This window comes from Streptomyces lancefieldiae, from assembly GCF_031845825.1.
Taxonomy (GTDB): Bacteria; Actinomycetota; Actinomycetes; order Streptomycetales; family Streptomycetaceae; genus Streptomyces; species Streptomyces lancefieldiae.
This window is the reverse complement of the sequence record NZ_JAVRFH010000001.1, coordinates 39,724-62,204: the sequence shown is the minus strand read 5'-3', so window position 1 is coordinate 62,204 and position 22,481 is coordinate 39,724. Positions and strand designations below refer to the sequence as shown.

At 70.3% G+C, this 22,481-nt stretch carries 17 protein-coding genes and 3 pseudogenes; 13 read left to right on the top strand and 7 right to left on the bottom strand.

Annotated features, from left to right (window positions below):
- Window positions 1-378: 378 nt before the first annotated feature.
- Window positions 379-543: pseudogene (locus RM812_RS00220) on the top strand (transposase); the annotation flags it as partial.
- A 205-nt stretch (window positions 544-748) separates the two neighbouring features.
- On the opposite strand, the pseudogene RM812_RS00215 reads toward RM812_RS00220, so the two are convergent.
- Window positions 749-886: pseudogene (locus RM812_RS00215) on the bottom strand (phenazine biosynthesis protein PhzF); the annotation flags it as partial.
- Window positions 887-994: 108 nt separating this feature from the next.
- On the opposite strand from RM812_RS00215, the gene RM812_RS00210 reads away from it, so the two are divergent.
- Together RM812_RS00210 and RM812_RS00205 are read left to right on the top strand one after the other, a co-directional pair.
- Complete coding sequence (locus RM812_RS00210) at window positions 995-1,261, top strand: restriction endonuclease subunit S domain-containing protein (protein WP_311570271.1); 267 nt, start codon at window positions 995-997, stop codon at window positions 1,259-1,261.
- Window positions 1,262-1,411: 150 nt separating this feature from the next.
- A pseudogene (locus RM812_RS00205) lies at window positions 1,412-4,594 on the top strand (type I restriction endonuclease subunit R).
- Window positions 4,595-4,648: 54 nt separating this feature from the next.
- Here RM812_RS00205 and RM812_RS00200 read toward each other — a convergent pair.
- Entirely contained in the window at window positions 4,649-4,855 is a 207-nt protein-coding gene (locus RM812_RS00200) for a DUF397 domain-containing protein (protein WP_311570270.1), read from the bottom strand.
- Window positions 4,852-5,706, bottom strand: a complete 855-nt coding sequence (locus tag RM812_RS00195) for a helix-turn-helix domain-containing protein (protein ID WP_394816407.1) — start codon at window positions 5,704-5,706, stop codon at window positions 4,852-4,854. The genes RM812_RS00200 and RM812_RS00195 overlap by 4 nt, the downstream gene beginning before the upstream one ends.
- Before the next feature lie 120 nt (window positions 5,707-5,826).
- On the opposite strand from RM812_RS00195, the gene RM812_RS00190 reads away from it, so the two are divergent.
- From RM812_RS00190 to RM812_RS00150, 9 genes are all read left to right on the top strand, one after another.
- Window positions 5,827-6,273: an ATP-binding protein gene (locus RM812_RS00190; protein ID WP_311570269.1), complete on the top strand. Its 447-nt coding sequence runs from the start codon at window positions 5,827-5,829 to the stop codon at window positions 6,271-6,273.
- Window positions 6,274-6,385: 112 nt separating this feature from the next.
- Complete coding sequence (locus RM812_RS00185) at window positions 6,386-7,996, top strand: serine/threonine-protein kinase (RefSeq protein WP_311570268.1); 1,611 nt, start codon at window positions 6,386-6,388, stop codon at window positions 7,994-7,996.
- Between the two features lie 48 nt (window positions 7,997-8,044).
- Window positions 8,045-10,192: a UvrD-helicase domain-containing protein gene (locus RM812_RS00180; protein ID WP_311570267.1), complete on the top strand. Its 2,148-nt coding sequence runs from the start codon at window positions 8,045-8,047 to the stop codon at window positions 10,190-10,192.
- 287 nt (window positions 10,193-10,479) lie between these two features.
- Window positions 10,480-11,322, top strand: a complete 843-nt coding sequence (locus tag RM812_RS00175; RefSeq protein WP_311570266.1) for an alpha/beta fold hydrolase — start codon at window positions 10,480-10,482, stop codon at window positions 11,320-11,322.
- Between the two features lie 242 nt (window positions 11,323-11,564).
- Window positions 11,565-11,978 (top strand): hypothetical protein, encoded by a 414-nt coding sequence (locus RM812_RS00170; protein ID WP_311570265.1) that lies wholly within the window; start codon window positions 11,565-11,567, stop codon window positions 11,976-11,978.
- Between the two features lie 162 nt (window positions 11,979-12,140).
- On the top strand, window positions 12,141-15,152 hold the full coding sequence (locus RM812_RS00165; protein ID WP_311570264.1) for a tetratricopeptide repeat protein: 3,012 nt from the start codon (window positions 12,141-12,143) through the stop codon (window positions 15,150-15,152).
- 191 nt (window positions 15,153-15,343) lie between these two features.
- Window positions 15,344-16,228: an ABC transporter substrate-binding protein gene (locus tag RM812_RS00160; RefSeq protein WP_311570263.1), complete on the top strand. Its 885-nt coding sequence runs from the start codon at window positions 15,344-15,346 to the stop codon at window positions 16,226-16,228.
- On the top strand, window positions 16,225-17,193 hold the full coding sequence (locus RM812_RS00155; RefSeq protein WP_311570262.1) for an amino acid ABC transporter permease: 969 nt from the start codon (window positions 16,225-16,227) through the stop codon (window positions 17,191-17,193). The genes RM812_RS00160 and RM812_RS00155 overlap by 4 nt, the downstream gene beginning before the upstream one ends.
- A gap of 23 nt (window positions 17,194-17,216) precedes the next feature.
- Complete coding sequence (locus RM812_RS00150) at window positions 17,217-17,945, top strand: amino acid ABC transporter ATP-binding protein (RefSeq protein WP_311570611.1); 729 nt, start codon at window positions 17,217-17,219, stop codon at window positions 17,943-17,945.
- Between the two features lie 152 nt (window positions 17,946-18,097).
- On the opposite strand, the gene RM812_RS00145 is transcribed toward RM812_RS00150, so the two are convergent.
- Genes RM812_RS00145 through RM812_RS00130 form a run of 4 tightly spaced genes read right to left on the bottom strand, consistent with a single transcriptional unit; the run spans window position 18,098 to window position 20,720 of the window.
- Complete coding sequence (locus tag RM812_RS00145) at window positions 18,098-18,541, bottom strand: hypothetical protein (protein WP_311570261.1); 444 nt, start codon at window positions 18,539-18,541, stop codon at window positions 18,098-18,100.
- An 11-nt stretch (window positions 18,542-18,552) separates the two neighbouring features.
- Window positions 18,553-18,840, bottom strand: coding sequence for a hypothetical protein (locus tag RM812_RS00140; RefSeq protein WP_311570260.1), 288 nt, complete (start codon window positions 18,838-18,840; stop codon window positions 18,553-18,555).
- A 34-nt stretch (window positions 18,841-18,874) separates the two neighbouring features.
- A complete protein-coding gene (locus RM812_RS00135; RefSeq protein WP_311570259.1) occupies window positions 18,875-20,416 on the bottom strand; it encodes a caspase, EACC1-associated type in 1,542 nt (513 codons plus the stop codon).
- Entirely contained in the window at window positions 20,409-20,720 is a 312-nt protein-coding gene (locus RM812_RS00130) for an effector-associated constant component EACC1 (protein WP_311570258.1), read from the bottom strand. The genes RM812_RS00135 and RM812_RS00130 overlap by 8 nt, the downstream gene beginning before the upstream one ends.
- A 1,025-nt stretch (window positions 20,721-21,745) precedes the next feature.
- Between RM812_RS00130 and RM812_RS00125 the strand changes: the two genes are divergently transcribed.
- Window positions 21,746-22,198 (top strand): ATP-binding protein, encoded by a 453-nt coding sequence (locus RM812_RS00125; RefSeq protein WP_311570257.1) that lies wholly within the window; start codon window positions 21,746-21,748, stop codon window positions 22,196-22,198.
- Window positions 22,199-22,481: the final 283 nt, after the last annotated feature.

Below are 22,481 nucleotides of genomic sequence, written 5' to 3'. Positions count from 1 at the left end.
AGCCTCAAAGCGCAGTAGCCCCCGGCCGATCGCGGGTGAGGCCGCTACCGCGTCGATGCCGGATGCAGTGCCGGTGGAGGTCCACAGCCGCGTCGAGGATGTGATTTCGGCGTCTGCCTGCGGCCGGGCTCTGGGATCCGGCCGTCCACCGCACCGCGTACCGGCGCCCTCCTCCCGGTCCGGGAAGCCGGGGCACTCCTCGCGCTCGCGGTCGAGTGCGCTTCGCGCTGCGCGGCCAAGGGCGGTCTCCCCCGAGGTCGACGCGATGGCCGCGCGCACGGGATCGAGCCAGACGGTGAAGCACGCCAGGCTGCTGCGAGACGTCCTGCGTTGAAACCACCGGTCCGTCCGTATTTCACCCCCGCGGCACCGTCCCCCGACTCCAGGCACCTCGCCTCTGCGGCCTGGCTGGTTCCCGTGCCCCGCGACTCCGGCCGCCACACCGGCGATCTGCACCGGTCCAAGCGCTACAGCCGCCGCCTGCGCCGGGTGTTCTCCATGCCCGCGCAAACCAGCATGACGCGCGAAGGACCGAAGGACGCCCGCCTCGCCCTCGCCATGAGCCGTCACCGGTGACCTCACCTCCCCCACCCGCCCAGAGGCGCCCACCCCTCGACCCGCCGCAGGCACCCGACCGTCGCCGTCGGCTCACTCCAGGGACACGCACCGTGGCCTTCACGCCACCTGGCCCCGCTTCCCCCGCACCGCGTACGGGCGCCCCGCCCCCTGCGCGTACGCCGACCGCGCTCTACCGCTCGTCGGCCTGCGGAAGCCGGGTCGCCGTGCCGCTCACCCGCACCCGCGCGTCACCGGCGTACAGCTCGACCCGCAGTTCGCCGGGGCGGCCCATGTCCACGCCTTGGTGCAGTTCCAGGACCACCTCCTCGACGCCGAGACCGCCCGCATCGATGACCTCACTTCCAGGCAAACCGGCCAATTGCAGCTCCTTACCGACAGAGACGTCAGTAGTCTCTCTGAGGTCTATCAAGATCTGATGCAGAAGCACGGCGCCATTCGGCTCCGGCACATGTTGCTGCGCATCGAGCAGGGCTGGTCGCCGCAGTGCGATGACCGACAAGTTTCCAGTCGCGAGTGGGGGGTGATCAAAGCCGGTTGCGTCAACGGAGGCGTCTTCGACCCTGCACAGCACAAAGCGCTTCCGGAGCAAGTATCGCCGCGCCAAGAGTACGCCTTGAAGAAAGGCGACCTCCTTATGTCCTCTGAGTCTGCAAGCAACAACGGCGCGAAAGCTCGACGGTGACTTCTCAAGAACGGCACGCGTACGCAGCGCCCTCAAAAGGTCGATCAAGCTACTCGCCGAGCGCCGTCAAGCCCTGATTACCGCCGCTGTAACCGGCCAGTTCGACGTATCGACCGCCAGCGGGCGCAACGTAACCGAAGGAGTCGCCGCATGAGCCCCGTGCACGACGAGTCCTCCTTCGGGTCCGCCATCGTCTCCGCCCTCTGCGAGCGCGGTTGGCGGGAGGCGAACCCTGAGGACTACCAGGCCGACCTCGGCCTCGACACCAACGAGCTGTTCACCTTCATCGGTGCCACCCAGCCCGACGGGTGGGAGGAACTGCTCACCGTCTACGGCGGCGACCCCAACGAAGCACAGCGCGGCTTCGCACAGCGCCTTGACCGGGCCATCGCCGATGACGGCCTCCTCCACGTCCTCCGCAATGGCGTCAAGGACCGCGGAGTCCGGCTCCGCGTCGCCTACTTCAAGCCCAACCTCATCTCCGCCGACTCCGTCCTCGACGGCTACCGGGCCAACCGCCTCACCGTCGTCCGCGAGCTCCCCTACGCCACCAAGCAGGCCGACTGGGGCCACCGCCTCGACCTGGCCCTGTTTCTCAACGGCATCCCCGTCGCCACGGCCGAGCTGAAGAACCCGCTCACCGGACAGGGCGTCGAGCAGGCCAAGGAGCAGTACCGGACGGACCGCGACCCGACCGAGCTGATCTTCACGCGGCGCGTGATCGCGAACTTCGCCGTCGATCCGGACCTGGTCTTCGTCACCACGCAGCTGCGCGGCAAGAGCACGCAGTTCCTGCCGTTCAACACCGGATCGAACGGCCCCGGCCAGCCCGGCGGGGCCGGCAACCCGGCACCCACCGCCCACGGCAAGTACGCCACCTCCTACCTCTGGGAAGAGGTCTGGCGGCGGGACAACTGGCTCGACCTCCTCCAGCGTTTCGTGCACCAGCAGAAGGAGAAGACGCCTGGCGGCGGCATCACCAAGAAGACGATCTTCCCCCGCTTCCACCAGTAGGACGTGGTCCGGAAGCTCACCGCGCACGCCTCCGTCCACGGCGCCGGCCAGAACTACCTGGTCATGGCCTCCGCCGGGTCCGGCAAGTCGAACACCATCGGCTGGCTGGCCCACCGCCTCAGTGATCTGCACGCCCGCAGGGATCCGCACGTCCTGCGACCCGACGCCCTCGCAGAGGGCCGGATCAAGCCCGGCGAGCCCGTCTTCGACAAGGTCATCGTCATCACCGACCGCCGCAACCTGGACGCCCAGCTCCGGGAGACCGTCGGCGGCTTCAGTCAGACCGACGGCCTGGTCGTGAAGGTCGACGAGAAGCACGGCGCGAAGAGCGAACAGCTCGCCCGCGCCCTCTCCCGGGACACCGGCAAGATCGTCACCGTCACCCTGCACTCGTTCCCGGCGCTGCTGGACTACATCAAGCGCAACCCGACCGAGATCAAGGGCACCCGCTTCGCGGTCATCGTCGACGAGGCGCACTCCTCCCAGTCCGGCGACGCCGCCACCGCCGTGAAGTCCGCCCTCCGCGACCTCGGCCTGGACGCCGACTCGGACGACGAGGGCGCGACCACGGTCACCGTGGACGACAAGCTGAAGGCGAAGGCGGTCGAGCGCTCGCACGCCGCCAACCTCTCCTACTTCGCGTTCACCGCCACGCCCAAGTCCAAGACCCTCGAACTCTTCGGCACGGAAGGCGTGGAGAACGGCAAGGCCGTCTACCGCCCCTTCCACACCTACTCCATGCGCCAGGCCATCGAGGAAGGCTTCATCCTCGATCCGCTCCGCAATTACGTCACCTACAACACGTACTGGAAGCTCGCGAACCTCAACCACGACGAGAAGGAGGTCGACCCCTCCAAGGCGAACGGCCTGCTCGCCCGGTTCGCGCTCATGCACGAGCACACGGTGTCCCAGCACGCCCAGGTGATCGTCGAGCACTTCGTCGCCCACACCCGCGGCCGGCTCGGCGGCCGGGCCAAGGCCATGGTGGTCACGGCGTCCCGCCACTCCGCCGTGCAGATGGCCCGTGCCATCCGGAGCTACATCTCCGACCGCGCGTACGACACCAAGTACCCGGACCTCGGTGTCCTGGTCGCGATCTCCGGCTCCCTCACCATCGACGGCGAGGAGACCACCGAGGTCAAGGAGAACGGCGGCCTCTCCGAGAGTGCGCTGCCCAAGGCCTTCGCCTACACCCGCGCCGACGACAAGGCCGTGAAGGCCGGCGGCAAGGGCCAGCAGGAGTACCGGATCCTCGTCGTCGCCGAGAAGTACCAGACCGGCTTCGACCAGCCGCTCCTGACGACGATGTACGTCAATAAGACGCTGACCGGCATCGCCGCCGTGCAGACCCTCTCCCGCCTCAACCGCACCGCCGAACGCAAGTCCCAGGCCGACCTCGCCGTCCTGGACTTCGTCAACGAGGCCGAGGACATCCAGGACGCGTTCCGCCCGTACTTCGAGGAGGCGCACACCCTGCCCTCCGACCCGAACCTGCTCTACACGGCCCAGAGCCGCGTCATGTCCGCGCCGATCATCTCGGAGCAGGACATGGACGAGTTCGTCGCCGCGTACTTCGAGGCGCAGGAGAAGGCGGGCGGCTCGCAGTCCAAGTGGGAGAAGCTGCACGCCGAGCTGTACCGGCTCCTCTCCCCCGCCGTCACTCGCTTCACCGCCCTCCTGGAGAGCGAGGAGGAGGACGACGTCGAGGTGGCCGAGGAGTTCCGCGCCAACCTCAACGACTACGTCCGCAAGTACGGCTTCCTCGCGCAGATCGTGCCCTACCGCGACGCCGAGTTGGAGCGCCTGTATCTGTACGGGCGGTACCTGCTCAACCGGCTCCCGCGGCTCGCCGACGGCGGAGTCGACATAGGCGAGGTGGACCTCAGCCACCTGCGCGTCGAGAAGACCGGCGAGCACGACGTGTCCCTCAACCCCGAGGGTCCCGCCGAGCTCAAGGGCTTCGGCGACGGGGTCGGCGGTGCCACGGACGCCGAGAAGTCACTGCTGTCCGAGCTGATCGAGAAGTTCAACGCCAAGTTCGGCACGGAGTTCACCGAGGAGGACGTCCTCCCGGCCTTCAACGCCACGAAGGACGACCCGAAGGTCCGGGCCGCCGCCGTCGTCAACGACGAAGAGAACTTCGGCATCGTCTTCGACAAGAAGTTCGAGGAGAACATGATGGATCATGTCTCCACGATCGACACGCTCGGCAAGCGGTACTTCGGCACCGATCGGGACTTCAAGTCCAACCTCGACCGCAGCGCCCGCCGCGCGGCCTGGCGGATGATCCGCCGGGAGGAGGGGCTGGACGACATCTGACGTGAGCGGGGCTCGGTACGGCGCGCGTACCGAGCCCCAGGGCGTTTCGTCGGTTCAGTGCTCTGCGGTCATCCGCAGGAAGCCGGCCCACGTCTCGGCCGTGAAGCACAGACTGGCTTCTGTCGGACGCTTCGAGTCCCGTACCAGGACGGTGGCTGCATGGGCGGCGACTTCGACGCATTCCCCGCCCTCACCGCTGCTGTAGCTGCTCTTGAACCACGCTGACTCGGCAACCGTCAGCTCACTCACTCGGTGGGTCATCTCTCTCCCAGGAGTCCCTCAACGAAGGCCAGCGACTCGCGTGGAGTCAGGGCCTGAGCTCGCAGGATGCCGTACTGCTCCTCAGCGTCCCGCACTTCTCCGCGCTCGGTATAGAGGCGACTGGTCCGCTGCACCTCCACATACGCCATCCTCCGCCCGTCCCGCTTTTCGATCAAGGTGAACGGTCCGGCCAGTCCGCAGTGCTCGGCTGCATCAGTGGGCATGACCTGGATCTCCACATTCCTGCGCTGCCCATGCAGAAGGATCTGCTCCAACTGCCCTTGCAGGGTCAACCGTCCTCCAACGGGCCGTCGCAACACCGACTCCTCGATGACGAAGCTCAGCGTGGGAAGCGGTCGCCGCGAGAAGATCTCCTGTCGTGCCAGTCGCGCTGCAACACGCTGCTCCACGGTCTCCTCATCGAGAAGCGGGCGACGCATGGTGAAAACAGCCTTCGCGTACTCCTCCGTCTGCAACAGACCAGGAACGGCCAAGGCACCGTACACGTGAAGGGTGACCGCCTCTGCCTCCAACCGGGCCATGTCCCGGAAGAACGCCGGATACTGAGCCCGCCCCACCTCCTCCTTCAGCGCCGTAAGAACCCCACCGGCCCCCAGCACCTCGTCCGCCTTCTCGATGAACCGGGCCTGCGGGATCCGCCTTCCCTGCTCGATGGACGCCACCGTGTCCGCCGAATACCCGAGACGCTTGCCGAGCTCGGCCCTCTCCATCCCCGCCCGTGTCCGCAGCAGCTTCAACTGCCGTCCGAACGCGGTCACCACACCCGTCCCGGGCTCGTCCTCCGGCCGCAGCTGCCGCTGCGCCGTCTCCTCGTCCCTCACCACAGTCACCGCCTTGCCTCCGCTCCCCGCGTACCACCACGTACAGCGCCCGCACCCGCCCCGTACGAAGGGTCGGCGTCAGTGCGTCACCACTGGTCACGCTAGGCCACGGAACGCCACTGTGAGTGCATGACCGCAACACAACCACCCCTCACGGTGCACAGGTTCGCGATGTGCTTCAGCTCCACCCCGCGCGGTGCCCGTCTGGCCCGGCGACTGTGCGCGAAACGGCTCGACGCCTGGGGGATCCCGCACGGCAGCGACGCGCACGACGTCGTCACACTGATCGCGTCAGAGCTGTGCGCGAACGCCGTACGGCACGGACGCGTCGCCGGCCGGGACTTCCACGTCCTGCTCACCGCCGACCCGGCCACCGGCACCGTACGCATCGAGGTCACCGACACGCGGGGCGAACGCCTCCCCCGGCTCGCCACCGCCGTACCGGAGGACGGCGACGGCGGACGCGGACTGCTCCTCGTCGAGGCGCTGGCCGACCGCTGGGGGTGCTCACCCCGCTCCACGGGCGGGCCCGGCAAGACCGTCTGGGCGGAGTGCACCGCTCACGGCCTGACCTGATCACTTACCTCCCCGGCATCCTGGCTGGACGCACGAAACCCCCACCCGCGAGACTGATCCCGACCACAGCGGAGATCACTTCGGACACGCGACGGGGCGAGGGCGGGGACAGGTGCCGGACGTGCAGCGGATCGCGGGACGCTACGAACTGCTGGAGCAGTTCAACCACGGCGGCATGGGGGACGTCTGGCGCGGCTACGACGCCGTGCTGGACCGGCCGGTCGCCGTCAAGCTGATCCGCCCGCAGGCCGTCACGTCGCCGCATCTGGCGGAGGAGTTCGAGAAGCGGTTCCGGCGCGAGGCACGGGTCACCGCACGGATCCAGCACCCGGGCGTGCCGCAGGTGTACGACGCGGTGCTGGACGAGTCGTACGAGCAGCTGTTCCTGGTGATGGAGCTGGTCGACGGCGTGCCGCTGACCGCGTACGTACACCCGGACCATCCGCTGCCCGTCAGCTGGGCGGTGGCCGTCGCCGCGCAGGTGGCGACCGTGCTGTCGTACGCGCACGACGTGCCGGTGGTGCACCGTGACCTGAAGCCGAGCAACATCCTCGTCGCCCGGGACGGCACGGTGAAGGTGCTGGACTTCGGTATCGCGGCGATCCTGCGGACGGACGTCACCAAGCTGACCGCGACGGGCAGTCCGATCGGGACACATCAGTACATGGCGCCGGAGCAGGTGCGCGGCGCGCGGGTCACGCCGCGCACCGACCTGTACGCGCTGGGCTGCGTCCTGCACGAACTGCTCTGCGGGCGGACGCTGTTCAGCGGGGACAGTGAGTGGCAGCTGATGATGCAGCACGTCAACGCGGCCCCGACGCCGCTGCGGCAGCTGCGCGGCGACGTGCCGGCGGCCTTGGAGGAGCTCGTCCTGCACCTGCTCCGCAAGGCGCCCGAGGCGCGCCCGGCGGACGTGCAGGAGGTGTACGAGCGGCTGCGGTCCTTCCTGCCGGTGCCCGGGGAGGAGGCCGCACCGCAGGAGGCGGGGCCCGTCGGGGTGCCCGACCCGACCGGGATCTTCCGTCGGCCCTACGCGCCCCGCTCGCGCGCCGGTGCCGCGGGCGGCGCGCGGTCCCCCGCCCCCGCCGTCGGCCCGGGCGTGCCGCCCGTCGTCCCCGCGGCCGAGCGGGAGGCACTGCGGGAACAGATCCTCGACGTCTACGCGCACTACCGCGCCCTGTTGGAGGAAGAGCGGTACGCCCAGGCCGCCGAGGTGGTGGGCGAGATGATCGAGCCCGCCGCGCGTGCCCTCGGGGCGGAGAACAAGGCGGTGCTCGGACTGCGCATGCGCAGGGCGGTCAGCCGTCAGCTGGCCGGCGACCACCGGGCCGCGCTGCCCGAGTTCGAGGCACTGGCCGATGCCTACGCACGCGTGAGCGGCCCGAGCAGCGAGGAGGCACTGGACAGCCGGGCCCAGGCGGCGCGCTGCCGTGGTGAACTCGGCCAGGTGACCGAGGCGCTGGCCGGGCTGAACGGCGTGCTCGACGCGGTGCGGGCCGTCGACGGCGACGTGAGCGAGAACGCGGTGGAGCTGCGCCGCGACATCGGCATGCTGCTGCTCGCCCAACAGCGGGCGGCGGAGGCCTTCGACGTCCTGGAGCCGCTGCACGAGGACCTGTGCGTGGTGTTCGGCCCGGACGACGAGCTGACCGCCGAGGTGGCCGAGACCCTGGCGGTGATCCGTCTGGATCTCGACGGCGACAGTGCCGGTTCCCTGCCCTGACCTGGCCTTCGCCCGCACCGCGGGCCGGCCGGGCACTAGGATCTCCGCATGCCGCAGCTCGCCTTCGACATCGGTTTCTTCGCCGAACTCCCCAAGCTCCAGCCCCCGGTCCGCAAGGGCGTACTCGACGCCTGGGAGAAGTTCAACCGGCTCACCCTCGACCAGCTCTTCAAGGACCCGGGACTGAAGCTGGAGAGCCTCACGAAGGCGAAGGACAAGCAGGTCCGGACGATCCGCATCGACCAGTTCTGGCGCGGTGTTGTGCTCGCACCGCCTTCCGGGGACACCTTCGTCCTGCTGCGGGTGATGCCGCACGACAAGGCCATCTCCTGGGCGATGAAGCAGAAGTCCAGCATCAACGAGGTGACGCGGACCGTCGAGATCCGGGACGCGGCGACCCTGGACGAGATCACGCCGGCCTACGAGCGGGTGGCCGAGGCCTCGTCGAAGGAGCGGCTGTTCGCGAAGTTCTCCGACGGGGACCTGAAGGCGCTCGGCATCGACGACGAGACGCTGCGGCAGGCCCGGTCGCTCGTCGACCAGGACCAGCTGGACGTCTTCGCACCGCTGCTGCCGCAGGACCAGCGAGAGGTGCTGCAGTACCTCGCCGCGGGCTGCACGGTGGAGGAGGTATGGCAGGACATCGTGGCGCCGGCGCTGCAGGCGTCCACGCAGCCGGTGGACACGCGGGACTACGAGACCGCGATCCAGTACACCCGGGCACGTATCGCGCTGGTGACGGCTCCCGAGGAACTGCGGGACATCCTGGAGAAGCCCTTCGCGGCCTGGCGGGTCTTCCTGCATCCCTCGCAGCGCAAGGTGGCGTACCGCGCGTCGTACTCGGGGCCTGCGCAGGTCACCGGTGGGCCGGGCACCGGCAAGACCGTCGTCGCGCTGCACCGGGTCAAGCACCTGCTCGGGTACCTGCGCGACGGCGACCGCATCCTGCTGACGACGTACACCAACGCGCTCGTCAACGCCCTCCGCTCGGGTCTGGAGTCCCTGGTGGACGATCCGGAGCTGCGTGAACGGGTGGACATCTCGACGGTGGACGGTTTCGCCAGCCGCGTCGTCGCGGAGGCACCGGGCGCGGTGCCGCTGCGGCCGCTGATGAGCAACGAGGAGGTGAGCCGCTGGGGCAAGGCCGCCAAGGCGACCGGCTTCACCGGCAGCGCGCAGTTCCTCGCGCAGGAGTACCGGCACGTCATCCTGGCGCAGGGCATCGGCACCCTGGCCGAGTACGAGGCGGCGGACCGGCGGGGCCGCGGCAGCCGGCTGGCCACGGCCGAGCGGCCGCTGGTGTGGGAGACGGTGGAACGCTTCACGGCCGACCTGGCGGAGGACGGGTGCCGCACCTGGCTGCAGACGTGTGCGGAGGCGGCGCGGCTGCTGGAGGAGAAGGGGCCGCAGTACCGGCACGTAGTAGTGGACGAGGCACAGGACCTGCATCCGGCGCAGTGGCGTCTGCTGCGCGCGGCCGTCCCCGCCCGCCCGGACGACCTGTTCATCGCGGGCGACCCGCACCAGCGCATCTACGACGCGAAAGTGTCGCTGAAGTCGCTCGGCATCAAGGTGGCCGGGCGGTCGGTGAAGCTGCGCAAGAACTACCGCAGCACGCAGGAGATCCTGCGCTGGTCCACGGCGCTGCTCATCGGCCGCCCGATCGCCCAGCTCGAGGATGAGGGCCGCAACGAGACCCTGCTCGGCTACCGTTCCGCCCTGCACGGCGACGGGCCCACCGTGCATCCGGCGAAGTCCGAGGAGGCGGAACTGGACGCGCTGGTCGCCCAGGTGCGGGCGTGGATGGACGCGGGCGTCGGCGCCGGGGAGATCGGGGTCAGCGCCCGGTTCAACAAGACGTGCGCGAAGGCGGTGGCCCGCCTGAAGGACGCCGGCATCCCCGCCGCGGCGCTCCGCTCCACCGACGCCGCCGGGGAATCGACGACCGTACGGGTCGGGACCATGCACTCCTTCAAGGGGCTGGAGTTCCGCTGCGTGGCGGTCATCGCCGTCAACGACGAGGCTCTGCCGTTCCCGAAGGCGGTCACGCCGCCCGAGGTGGACCCCAAGCAGCACGAGACGGACATGATGTCCGAACGCTGCCTGCTCTTCGTGGCCTGCACCAGGGCCCGCGACAGCCTGCACGTCTCCTGGTCCGGCAAGCCCAGTCCGTTCCTGGTCGAGGCGGGGGTGTGAACCAGCCAAGAGGCGTCGGGCCGGCGGGAGTCACCGATCCACTCATCCGTGGTCGCTGTGGTCACGGCAAGTGCCATTGCTGTCGGTCTGGGCCGAAGCACAACCCAGTCCACTGCCGAGACGGTTTCGGTCGCCGTTGCCGTAGCAGTCGTCGTGACAGTGGTTGCCGAAGCCGGGCGGGTCGCAGTCTCCCTTGGGCACCGATGAGTTCTCTGTCCCCCGGGAGTCTCATCGGCAGCAGTGCACGTCACGGCGGTACAGCCCCTGAGTGAACCGGAGAGATGGATATGTCGACAGCCCGTGAGCAGTCCGTCAGAGTGGAGGCCCGCGTCGTCTCCGCCGACGGCACCGAGATCGCATTCGAGCAGTCGGGAAGCGGGCCGGCCGTCGTCCTGGTTGCCTCAGCACTGGCCGACCGCTCCGACACCGCCAAACTCGCGGCTCTCCTCGCCCAGGACTTCACCGTCATCAACTACGACCGGCGTGGACGGGGTGCCAGCGGTGACGCCGACGCTTACGCCCCCGACCGCGAGGTCGAGGACATCGCCGCCCTGATCGAACACGTCGGCGGTTCGGCGTCGCTGTTCGGGTCGTCCTCCGGAGCAGTCCTCGCCCTTCGCGCGGCCGCCGCCGGAGTGAACGTCGACCGTCTGGCCCTGTACGAGCCGCCGTTCGTGGTCGCCGAAGGCGACGCCGGACCGCCCAGGGATCTCGCGCGGCAGATCACCGCGCTGCTCGCGGAAGGCCGGCACGGTGACGCGGTCAAGTACTTCATGACCAAGGTGCAGGGCATGCCCGGCATCGCCGTGACCTTCATGAGGTGCATGCCGAAGACATGGGCGAACCTCACCGAGCTGGCCCGCACCCTGCCCTACGACATCGCGGTCATGGGCGATACGCAGCAGGGCGAACCGCTCGACGCCGAGGAGTGGAAGGGGGCGACCGTGCGCACTCGTGTACTGACCGGCGGCAGGAGTCCGGCAGCCTTCCAACGCGCCGCCCGCGCCGTCACCGAGATCCTCCCGCAGGCCGACCACCGCACCCTGCCCGGCCTCAACCACGGCGCCGTCGTCATGGCCCCGAAGAAGATCGCCCCCCGGATCACCGAATTCATCAAGGGACGAGCCTGAGATTCGCGCGGTCCGGCGGGCCTGGACCGTCCCTCCCGGTGCTCTGCGTGGAGCGCGAATCCCGCCGGACCCCGGTCCACACCCCCGCGTTCCCCGGACGCCCTCCCCCCCCCGCCGAATCGGGGATGCCCAAGTGCGACACATCGACCTCTTTCCCCCGGTATCGCCGTGAGGGCACCGAGACGGCACGGGCATGCCTACGCTCCTCTCACAGTCGTAGGACCGGCAAAAGGGAGGGCGCGATGGATCCCATCGTGGTGTCGGCGGGGTCGGCCTTGGTCGGTGCGATGGCCACGGACGGCTGGGAGCGGGCCCGGACGGCTCTGGTCTCACTGTGGCGGCGCGCGCGCCCGGAGCAGGCGGACACGGTCGGCGCGGAACTCGCCGCCGTCCGCGCCCAGCTCCTCGTCGCCCGGAACGCGGGGGACGCCGACACCGAGGAGGCCCTGGCGGGTAGTTGGCGGCTGCGGCTGCAGGAACTGCTCGCCGAGAACCCCGCCCTGACCGACGAGCTGCGAAGGCTCCTCGACCAGGAGTTGACGCCCGCGATGACGACGCACACACAGGCCGACGGCGCGTCGACCGTGATCAATGCGAACGCCTCCGGGAACTCCAGGATGTTCGTGGCGGGGCGCGACCAGCACATCACCGGTTGAGCAAGAACGTCGGCGCTTGTCGGCGCCGGACGTCCTGGCCGGACGGACGCACAGGGCCATCCACCGCTTAGGCGCGGGCGCCGGTCGGGATGTTCCCCCTGGCCGGCCTCGACGCACGCCCCGTTCCGCCGTCGGTGGGGCCACCCGGGAAGAGGAGTTGAGGTGTCGCACCCGTACTCGCCGAAGGAGGCGCCGGACGACGGGCGTCCGCCGTCGTCGTCGGCCCGACGCACCGATGACACCGGCGGCACCGGCGGCACCGGCCCGCACGCGGCCCCTTCCTCCGCGTCCGCGGGCGACGAAGGCTCCAAGGTGTTCATCACGGCCACCTCCAGCGGCTTCAGCCGCACCTACATCGCCGCCGGGGACATGACGGTCCACGACGCGCCGCCCCCGTACCACCTCACGGCGTGGCCGGCCGACCTGCCCGTCGTGCCGCCCGGGCAGGCACGCGCACACCCCAGTCTGCTGCTGCGCACGAGCCACGCGGTGGTGCCTTTCACCGGCCGTGGGACGGAACTGGAGAACCTCCGCCGGTGGGGCGACGACGACGCCCTGACCGGGGCGGCGGTCCGGTTGGTGCACGGCCCCGGCGGGCAGGGCAAGACCCGGCTGGCCGCGCAGACCGCACGGCTGTGGTCGGCCGACGGGTGGTCCGTGCTGGTCGCCCATCACCGCCGGGACCTGTCCGCACCCGTCGCCGACGCCACCGAACCGGTGGCGGGCGTCCGCGGAACCCTGGTGGTGGTCGACTACGCCGAGCGATGGGACCTGCTCGACCTGGTGACCTTGCTGAAGGACCTCCGCGTACCCGACGTCCGCGTGCGGGTGCTCCTCCTCGCCCGCTCGGCCGGCCAGTGGTGGGAGGTCCTCCGGTACCGGATCGACCGCGATCTGGGGATGCCCGCGGACGCCCAGGCGCTCGGGCCGCTCGCGGAGCACCCGGTCCACCGCGTCCACCTCTTCACCGCGGCACGCGCCGGTTTCGCCGAGCGGCTCGGTGTGCCGGACCCGGAGTCGGTGACACCGCCCGCGGCTCTCCTGCGGCACGAGGCGTACGGCCTGGTCCTCAGCGTGCACATGGCCGCGCTCACCGCCGTCCTCGCCCACCTCGACGGGACCACCGCCCCCACGAGGCCCACGGAGGTCTCCTCCTACCTCCTCGCCCGCGAACGCGACCACTGGCGGGAGCTGCACAACGGCGTCGACCGCCGGTTCCCCACCGACCCGGACACCATGGCCCGGGCCGTCTACACCGCGACGCTCACCGGCCCGTTGCCCTACCGCGTCGGCCTGCGCGCCCTGCAGAAGACCGGCGTGCACTCCGTCCCACTCGACCACGTCCTCGCCGACCACAGCGTCTGCTATCCCCCGGCGGCGACCGGTACCGTCCTCCAACCGCTGTATCCGGACCGCCTCGGCGAGGACTTCCTCGCCCTCTCCACCCCCGGACACGCGTCCGCGTATCCGGCCGATCCGTGGGCGGACGAGGCGGCGGCGGAGCTGCTGTCCGGCGCCCCCGAGGACTCCGCGCCCGCCTGGGTCCCGCCGTCCCTGACCACCCTGATCGAAACCGCGCGCCGCTGGCCCCACATGGCCGAGCGGCTGTGCCGGGTGCTCCGTGCGCATCCCTGGCTCGCGGTACGGGGCGGCAGCGGCGTGCTCATGGCGCTGGCCGAACTGGACTTCCTCGACAGCGCCCTGCTGGAGGCGATCGGCGCCCACGTCCCCGTCGGTCCCAGCCTCGAACTCGACGTCGGCATCGCCGCGTTCGCCCAGCGCCTGACCAGGGACCGGCTGGCCCGCACCGACGACGCCGCGACGCGTGCCTGGCTGCGGACCGAACTCGGCGCCCGGCTTTCCTCGGCGGACCTCCATCGCCAGGCAGTGGTCGAATACCAGGAAGCCCTCGCGATCTACCGCGGGCTCGACCCCGCCGACTACACGCTCGACCAGGCCGAGGGGCTGTCGATCGCCCTCGGCGGTCTCGGCAACTCCCAGGCCGCGCTGGGCCGGTACGAGGAGGCGCTGACGAACACCACGTCGGCGGTCGAGGCCTACCGCGCGCTGGCCTCGGTCTTTCCCACCACTCACGGGCCGGTGCTGGCGAGGACCCTGATCAACCAGGGCGGTCAGCTGTGGCACCTGCGACGGCGGCAGGAGGCGGTGGCGGCCACCGAGGAGGCCGTCGGAGCCTGCGGACCGCGGGACGACGGCCAGGTCACGCACGAGGCCGAGGCGGCCCGCGGCGCCGCGCTGGGCAATCTGGGCATGATGCTCCTGCAGACGGGGGAACCGGAGAGGGCACTCGCCACCACCGCCGAGTCGGTGGAGATCCACCGGCGGCTCGTCGAGGCCGATCCGGCCTCCCACCGACCGGGACTGGCGGAGAGCCTGCACAGGTACGCGGCGGTCCGCGAGGCGCTCCAGGCCGAGACCGATCGAGCGGCCGGTGCCGTGGCCGAGGCCACCGAGACGTACGCCGACCTGGCCGGCGTACGGCAGGACCGGTTCGCCGACGCCCTCCGGTCCAGCCTGCGGCTGGAGGAGGACCTCGACGACACCTCGTTCCCGGCCGAGTTGCGACGGGCCGCCGTCCAGCAGGGAGTCCACCACGTCTCGGTGACCCCCGACGGCGCACACGCCCTGGCGGCCGCCCTCCTGGTCCACCGAGCGGAACGGTGCCTCGCCGAGGGACGGTTCGACGAATGCCGTGACCTGGCCACCGACGCCGTCGAGCGGTACCGGGGCTTCGCCAGGCAGGATTCGCAGACGTACGGGCACGAACTGCCGAACGCGCTGCACCTGGTCTCGCTCGTCGAAGCCAAACTGGGAGAGTTCGGCCCGGCCCTGGCGCACAACGCGGAGGCGACCCGGCTCCTGCGACCGCTCGTGCGGGCCGACCCCGTCGCCGTTCCCGCCCTGGCCGCCGTTCTCCTGGCGAACGTGGGCATCCGCCTCACGGCGGGCACGGAACTCCCCCTGGCACTCGGGCCCGCCCAGGAGGCGGTACGGCTCTACGAGGAACTCGCGGAGCAGGCACCGGCCACGTTCGGACAGGACATGGCCCTCGCCCACCGCTTCCTCGTCGACCTCCTGCACGGCCTCGGCGATCACTCGACGGCCGACGAGATCTCCCGTGCCCTCGGCTCGATGCCCCGGGACGGGTCGTAGGGCCGGGCACCCGCCGGAGCCCGACAGCCCGATGGGTGCCCGCCCGCGTACAGCACCCTCCTGTACACGCACCGGCGCCAGGGGATCCGCCCGCGCCTGTCTGTTCACAGAATGGCAACACCCGTTCCCACCATGCGGATTATCACGGCGTGCTCTCGACAAACCGGGGACCTCACTGCCACCCTCCCGCCATGCACCTCGTCCCTCGTGTTCTGCGCCGCGTCCTCGCCGGCGTCACCGTCGCCCTCCTCGCGACCGCGGTCGGCTGCGCCCCGCAGCCCGAGGCCGACGCGTCCGCCACCTCCTCCGGTCCGGCCGGCGCTTCGTGCGCCAAGGGCAAGCTCCCCACGGAGACCTCCGGCAAGCTGATGATCGCCACCGACCAGCCCGCCTACGAGCCGTGGTTCAAGGACGACGACCCGTCCAACGGCGAAGGCTTCGAGTCGGCCGTCGCGTACGCCGTGGCGGAGCGGCTCGGCTACGGTGAGGGCGCCGTGGTCTGGCAGAGCGTGCCGTTCAACAAGGCCTTCGCCCCGGGTGAGAAGACCTTCGACTTCGACATCAACCAGGTCTCCGTCAGCGACGAGCGCAAGAAGGCCGTGGACTTCTCGTCCGGCTACTACGACGTGCGCCAGGCCGTCGTCGCGCTGAAGGACTCCAAGGCCGCGAAGGCGACCGGCGTCGCGGACCTCAAGGGCCTCAAGCTGGGCGCCCAGGTGGGCACGACGAGCCTCGACTACATCGAGAGCGTCGTGCGGCCGGCCCGGGACGCCGCCGTCTACGGCAAGAACGACCAGGCCAAGTCCGCGCTGAAGAACGGCCAGGTCGACGCGATCGTGGTCGACCTGCCGACCGCGTTCTACATCACCGCCGCCGAGGTGACCGACGCGGAGATCGTCGGCCAGTTCGAGAACCAGGGCGGCGCTCCGGAGCGGTTCGGCCTGGTGCTGGACAAGGGCAGCGCGCTCACCGCCTGCGTGACGCAGGCCGTGGACGCGCTCCGTGAGGACGGCACCCTGACGAGGATCGAGCAGCGGTGGCTCTCCGACGCGGTCGACGTACCGGTGCTCACGTGACCGTCGTCAAGGGCGGGTCCGGCCACGACGGCGCGGACGGCAGGACCGAGGAGGACGAGGGCGGCAAGGGCGGCGGACACGGCCGTGACGGCACGGCCGGTTCGTCCGGCGCCGCCGACCCGTACGTCCCGTCGCCGCGCCGGCTGGAACGTGAGCGGTACCGGCGCGTCCGGGCCCGCCGGGCCACGGCGATCGCCGCGCTGTCGACCCTGGTCACCGGGGCCGCCCTGTACCTGCTCGTCGTCAGCGCGCCCGGCTGGCAGCGCACCAAGGAGACGTTCTTCAGCCCGGAGTACGCGCGCGAGGCGTTCCCGAAGGTCCTGGAGGGCCTCTGGCTGAACCTGCGGCTGCTGCTGGTGTGCGGTGCCGCCGTGCTGGTCCTCGGCATGCTGATCGCCGTCGCCCGCACCCTGCGCGGCCCGGTGTTCTTCCCGCTGCGGGTGCTGGCGGCGGCGTACACGGACTTCTTCCGCGGGCTGCCGCTGATCATCAACCTGATGATCGTGGTCCTGGGCGTCCCGGCGCTGCGGCTCCAGGGCGTCACGGTCGACCCGGTGCTCCTCGGCGGAACGGCGCTGACGCTGACGTACTCGGCGTACGTCGCCGAGGTGTTCCGTGCCGGCATCGAGTCGGTGCACCCCTCGCAGCGCGCCGCGGCCCGTTCCCTGGGCCTGTCGAACCGGCAGGCGCTGCGGTTCGTGGTGCTGCCGCAGGCGGTGCGCCGCCAGGTGCCGCCGCTGCTGAACGACCTGGTGTCCCTGCAGAAGGACACCGGTCTGGTGTCGATCGGCGGCGTGGTCGACGCCGTGCGCGCGGCGGACATCGTCGTGGGCCGCAGCCTCAACTACACGCCGTACATCGTGGCCGGGCTGGTGTTCGTCGCCCTGACCATCCCGATGACCCGCTTCACGGACTGGGTGACGGCCCGGACGGACCGCCGGCGGGCGCAAGGAGGAACGACGTGAGCGGCGACGTGCCGGTGCTGCGGATGGAGTCCGTGCGCAAGACCTTCGGCGGCTCGGTCGTCCTGCGGGACGTCGACCTGGAGGTCGCCCCGCACACGGTGACCGCGCTGATCGGCGCCTCCGGTTCCGGCAAGTCGACGCTGCTGCGGTGCGCCAACCTCCTGGAGGACATCGACGACGGCGCGATCTGGCTGGACGGCGAGGAGATCACCGACCCGCGCGCCGACCAGGACGCGGTACGGCGCCGGATCGGCGTGGTCTTCCAGGCGTACAACCTGTTCCCGCACATGACGGTGCTGGAGAACATCACGCTCGCCCCGCGACGGGTGCACGGCGTCCCCCGCGACCGGGCCGAGGAGCAGGCCCGGGAGCTGCTGGAACGGCTCGGGCTGGGCGCGAAGGCGGGCGAGTACCCGGACCGGCTCAGCGGCGGCCAGCAACAGCGGGTGGCGATCGCGCGCGCCCTCGCCGTACGGCCCCGGCTGCTGCTGCTCGACGAGATCACCGCGGCCCTCGACCCCGAGCTGGTCGGCGAGGTGCTGAACGTCGTGCGCGACCTCAAGGGCGACGGCATGACCATGGTGCTGGCCACGCACGAGATGGGCTTCGCCCGCGAGGTCGCCGACCAGGTCTGTTTCCTGGACGGAGGTGTGGTCCTGGAGCGCGGCACCCCTGAGCAGGTCTTCGGCGACCCGCGGCAGGACCGCACACGGCGCTTCCTACGGCGGATCGTGGAGGCGGGCCGCCTGTGAGGGGCTGCGGCGGGCCGGGACGAGGGACATGCTCGCGGAAGGCCGACGCTCACGTGTCGGCCTTCCCGTGCCCGTCGCCACGGCCCCCGCACCGCGCACGGGTGCGCCGCCCCACGTATCGACCCGTATCCGGAACAACGGCCGTACGAACATCACTGCCGGTTGCGGCGTCGGTGGAGGTCCTCAGCCGCATCGAGGACGCGGTCGATGTCGGCGACGACGCCGACGTCCGTGTTGTTCAGGTGCCGCACGATCGCCGCACCCGCCCCTGACACAACTGCGGGAGGAACAGGGACCGTTCGGAAAAGCCGGGGAACTCCGTAGATGTGCCGGAGGATCTCCTCCACGACGAACTCGTTGACCGGTCGCCGCTCGCTTCGGTGCCGGGCGGCGACCTCGTCGCTGAACACCGCGAGGTCCTCGATGTCGCACCGGTCGCCCAGCCGCGGCGCGAGAAGCACGGCGACCACCGAGACGAGGAAATCGTTGAAGGCGATCCTGTCTGCCGGGGAGAGGGCTTCGTCGAGCGCCTTCGCCCTGCGGTCCTTGAGGACGAGGCATCTGATCTGGTCGCGGAATCGTGGTTCGACACGCATTCTGGCGCCTCCTACTCGACGTAGGTGAAACTCATGAGGACCGCGAGCACGGCATCCTCGAACGAGTCGTACTGGCCGACCTCGTCGGCACGGAAGAGCCCGTGATTTCGCACGACGGCGAAGGCACTCCACAGCCCAAGGTGGTGACCCACACGACCGGCGTGGAACGTCCCCTCATCGTTGTCGAGGACGAGGTGGACAGTCTCCTCACCGGGGCGCGCTTCGGGCTGCGGCCGGAGCGAGAACCGGTGGCGTTCGAGGGATTGCCGGAGTGCCGTGCTGACTTCTGACGTCGTCATGCCGCATCTCCCTTGTCTGGTGGTTCGGGACAGGTCAGTTCTCCCGACGGCGAAGCCGGGCGGCGTGAGCACGGAGGTTCCCCGGACCGACATCCTTGTAGTACCGGCGCGCCGCGCTCGCGAACTCCGTCCTGCGGGGCAGCCGCGCCGTGAAGTCGGCGAGGATGAGTTCTTGTTCCGCCTCGTCGAGGGACGCCCACTCACCGTGGGACCCGCCGCAGGCATCGATGAGGACATCGAGACACTGGGCGAGCGCCAGCGACCCCATGCCGTCCCAGTCGGCCAGCCACCGCTGCCGCGCCACGTTGGTGGCGAGGCTGCCGATGGTGCCGTCGGCCGAGGGTGCCGGACGCGCCGGTTCCGGCTCCCCGTCGTTCTCGCCCCCCAGCTGTCGGGTCGTGTCGATCCCGAGGCGGATGCGCTGCTCCAGTCCGGTCAGCCGTTCTCGTGCCGCGCCGTTGCCCCGGCGGGCGGCGAGGGCGTACCAGTACAACGCCTGGTTCTGTTCCTTGTACTGCTCTTCGTAGAGCTGTCCGAGGTGAAGCGGGCCGACCGGATCGCCGGCTTCCGTGGCTTTCGTGTACCACTGCGTCGCCTCCGAGAGCGCCGCACCGTCGACGGGGCCTGGCTCGATCCCCTGCATTCTCGCCTGGACCCGGCCTTCGGCGATCTGCCCGAGCCGGTTCATCGAGGGCGTGTGCCCGGTCGCGGCCGCCGCACGGTACAGCGCGGTGATCACGGGCAGCCGTTCGACGCCCTCCTTGGTCTCACGGCGGTACGCCTCGCGGTAGACGGCGTCCGGGTCGGCGCCGGGCTCGGGCGGGGCGTCGGGGGCGTTGTTGCGGGCGAACACCCAGCCGGCGGCGTGGTCCTCAATACGGCGGCCCGGCTCGGGTCTGCCGTCCCCGACGAGCCGGTCGGCGACCACGCCGAAGATGTGATCGAACGTGAGGCCGGCCGGTGCGCCGCTGATGCCTTCGTGCACGGTGTCCACGAGGGCTTTGGTGAAGTAGGTCTGTGCCTCGGCGACAGCCTCCTTCTCGTACCAGGAGGTCTCGAAGGCGCCGCTGCTCATCAGCACGTACGCGCCGGACACCGGGGGCATGCGGTCGGCGGAGAGGCGGCCGTACTCCTCCGTGGCGAGCCCCGCGTAGCAGCAGTCGAGCACGGCGATCTTGACCGCGGCCGGGCTGAAGCGGAACGCGTCCCGCACGGCCTCGAACGGCAACCCCGTGGCGGCCGTGTAGCGCGCATCGATCCTCGTGTCGCCCACGGTGAGGCACAGCCGCTCGCGGTGGTCGTAGATCCCGTGTCCGACGTAGTAGAAGAACGCGACATCCGTAACCGCCGTGAGCGCGTCGATGATCTCGACACGGCTCGTGCCGAGCGTGCGGCGGTTCTCGATCTGCACGATGGACTCTTCGGGCCACGGACCGCACACCGGGTCAAGGAGCAGGTCCCGTATCCGGTTGAAGCTGCGCTTGACCGCGAAGACCTGCTCGAAGTCCGTGTAGTCCCAGGTACCCATGAGGACCGCACGCGAACGGGAGTAGTCCCGGCTCCCCAGGTCAGTCATGACCGAGCAGGCGATCGGTGATCTCGAGGACCATCTGGGGGTCGTCCAAGTTCGCACCGGTGATGGTCACGGACCGGTCCCCCTGGGTGAGCGTCACGGTCACGGACGACCGCCGGGACCTGATGAACGCCGGCAGCGTCCGGATCGCAACAGTGAGCACGGCCGCGGAAGGCACGAGCAGCTGCAGCGTCTCGACGACGCCGAGCTCACCCTCGCCCGGGCCAGAGCGCCTTCGGGAGACGGTCGCTTCCGGGATGGCGCTGAGACGGCGGAACAAGGGACCGACGTCGGCCTGCTCGGACACCGTCAGGGCGACTTCGAAAGGGGCCCCGGCGGTTGCCGGTTCCTGGGGAGGGTTCGGTTCAAGCATCGGTGCCTCCAATTCGATGGGCCGCTCAGGCCGTATGACCGCGTGGTGCGCGGGCGTTCATCTCATGAGCGTCCGCAGCCGGTCGTCCGCGCACGGCGTCCACCGTCACCTTGCGCGCGATGACATCGAAGACGCCCGGCAACCAGGCCCACGGAGCCGGTCAAGAGGCCGACCGCGGCGGACCTGCTTCGCTGTCAGGTCCTCGATCCGTCCGCTCCCACACGCTGGAGAGCAGAACGTCCTCTCCGACTTCTAGCGCCGGACCCGGTTGTAGTAGATCGCGACGTCCTCCGGAGCGTGCAGGCGCAAGTCCTCGCCGTCGGGGCTCACCATGCAGACCCACCCGGGCGGAGCGGAATCGGGTTTCATGAGTGTGAAGGGGCCCTCCCCGTTCACCGCCCACACAGTGCTGCCGAGGCCCACAGTGTGGCCGTCTTTCGTGCGATAACTGGAAGACATGCAGCAGTGGTACCACTGCTTCTGTCTCCTTGTGACCCTTTCACGGAACTCCAACACCCTTCGAATACGGGGCGCCGAACGTGCATGCGTCATGTCGGCCGCTGATGAGCAGCCCGTGCCCCGGTTGCTACCACCCAACTGTGGCTCCGGTCTCTCGTCCGATGCCCCGGCCGTCGTCATGACCGTCCCCCACCACGTGAAGGTGATGGCCCCCGCTTGGTGCCTGGCATTTCGTCACGGGCTCCTCCCTGTACGGAATCGGCCGTACGGGGGCCGACGCGTCCGCCTGGTCCGCGACGGCAACAAGGCCGGTCAGCGGCCCGCCACTTGAGGGGCGACTCCGCTCCCGTGCACGAGCGTGCCTCATCACGTACAGCGACCCGTCGTACAGGCGTCACCCCTGGTGACGGGCCCGTGGCGACCGAGACGCTACCGCCATGCACCTTTCGTCCTCCCCTCATCACCCACCCTTCACGTCCACGACAGAATGCGAGCTCGCCATGGTGTTCACCTCCACACGGCGCGGCGCCCGCCTGGCCCGGCTGTTCGTCTCCCACTGCCTGGACTCGTGGGGCCACCCCTACGACGGCGACGTCAACGAGACGCTGAGCCTGATCACCGCCGAGCTGTCCGCCAATGCCGTACGGCACGGGCACGTCCCCGGTCGGGACTTCCACGTCCGGCTGGCCGCCGAGGAGGACGGTGGGCGGCTGCGCGTGGAGGTTTCCGACACGCGCGCGGAGCGCCGGCCCGTCGTCACCGCCCCCGCGGATCCCGAGTCCGAGTCCGGCCGCGGCCTCCTCCTCGTCTCCGCCCTTGCCGACGACTGGGGCGTCACCGACCGCCGCTGCGGCCCCGGCAAGACCGTGTGGGCGACGGTGGGCACCGCCCTGAACCGTCGGCCCGACGCCACACCACCGCCCGGGCCTTGCACACACGCAGCGGAGAGCTGAACCGGCGGCGCGGACCAGGCGCCTCGCGCCGAGTGGCCGGTCGCATCGCGGTGCGACGCGGTGCTCCTCGCGTCCCGGACTGTGGTGCGCGGCAGGACTGGGCAAGCGCGAGGTGGCCACCTTGTCCCGCGACGCGCTTCCCGGGGAAGCACAGGAGTCCATGAGGTGGCGGGACGGTCAGCCCGTGCGTGCCAACTACCGGACGTGCCGGCCCTCGGCGGAATGACCACACCGAACACGCCATCCGGTGTCAGCCGGCCCGGATACGCTGAGCCACGATGTT

Bases quoted from the DNA above. Each gene is read 5' to 3' on its own strand.
- RM812_RS00190 (WP_311570269.1), top strand. From the start codon at position 5,827: ATGACCGCAACACAACCACCCCTCACGGTGCACAGGTTCGCGATGTGC.
- RM812_RS00160 (WP_311570263.1), top strand. From the start codon at position 15,344: ATGCACCTCGTCCCTCGTGTTCTGCGCCGCGTCCTCGCCGGCGTCACC.
- RM812_RS00140 (WP_311570260.1), bottom strand. From the start codon at position 18,840: ATGACGACGTCAGAAGTCAGCACGGCACTCCGGCAATCCCTCGAACGC.
- RM812_RS00145 (WP_311570261.1), bottom strand. From the start codon at position 18,541: ATGCGTGTCGAACCACGATTCCGCGACCAGATCAGATGCCTCGTCCTC.
- RM812_RS00125 (WP_311570257.1), top strand. From the start codon at position 21,746: ATGGTGTTCACCTCCACACGGCGCGGCGCCCGCCTGGCCCGGCTGTTC.
- RM812_RS00135 (WP_311570259.1), bottom strand. From the start codon at position 20,416: ATGACTGACCTGGGGAGCCGGGACTACTCCCGTTCGCGTGCGGTCCTC.
- RM812_RS00180 (WP_311570267.1), top strand. From the start codon at position 8,045: ATGCCGCAGCTCGCCTTCGACATCGGTTTCTTCGCCGAACTCCCCAAG.
- RM812_RS00170 (WP_311570265.1), top strand. From the start codon at position 11,565: ATGGATCCCATCGTGGTGTCGGCGGGGTCGGCCTTGGTCGGTGCGATG.
- RM812_RS00150 (WP_311570611.1), top strand. From the start codon at position 17,217: ATGGAGTCCGTGCGCAAGACCTTCGGCGGCTCGGTCGTCCTGCGGGAC.
- RM812_RS00210 (WP_311570271.1), top strand. From the start codon at position 995: ATGCAGAAGCACGGCGCCATTCGGCTCCGGCACATGTTGCTGCGCATC.
- RM812_RS00175 (WP_311570266.1), top strand. From the start codon at position 10,480: ATGTCGACAGCCCGTGAGCAGTCCGTCAGAGTGGAGGCCCGCGTCGTC.
- RM812_RS00200 (WP_311570270.1), bottom strand. From the start codon at position 4,855: ATGACCCACCGAGTGAGTGAGCTGACGGTTGCCGAGTCAGCGTGGTTC.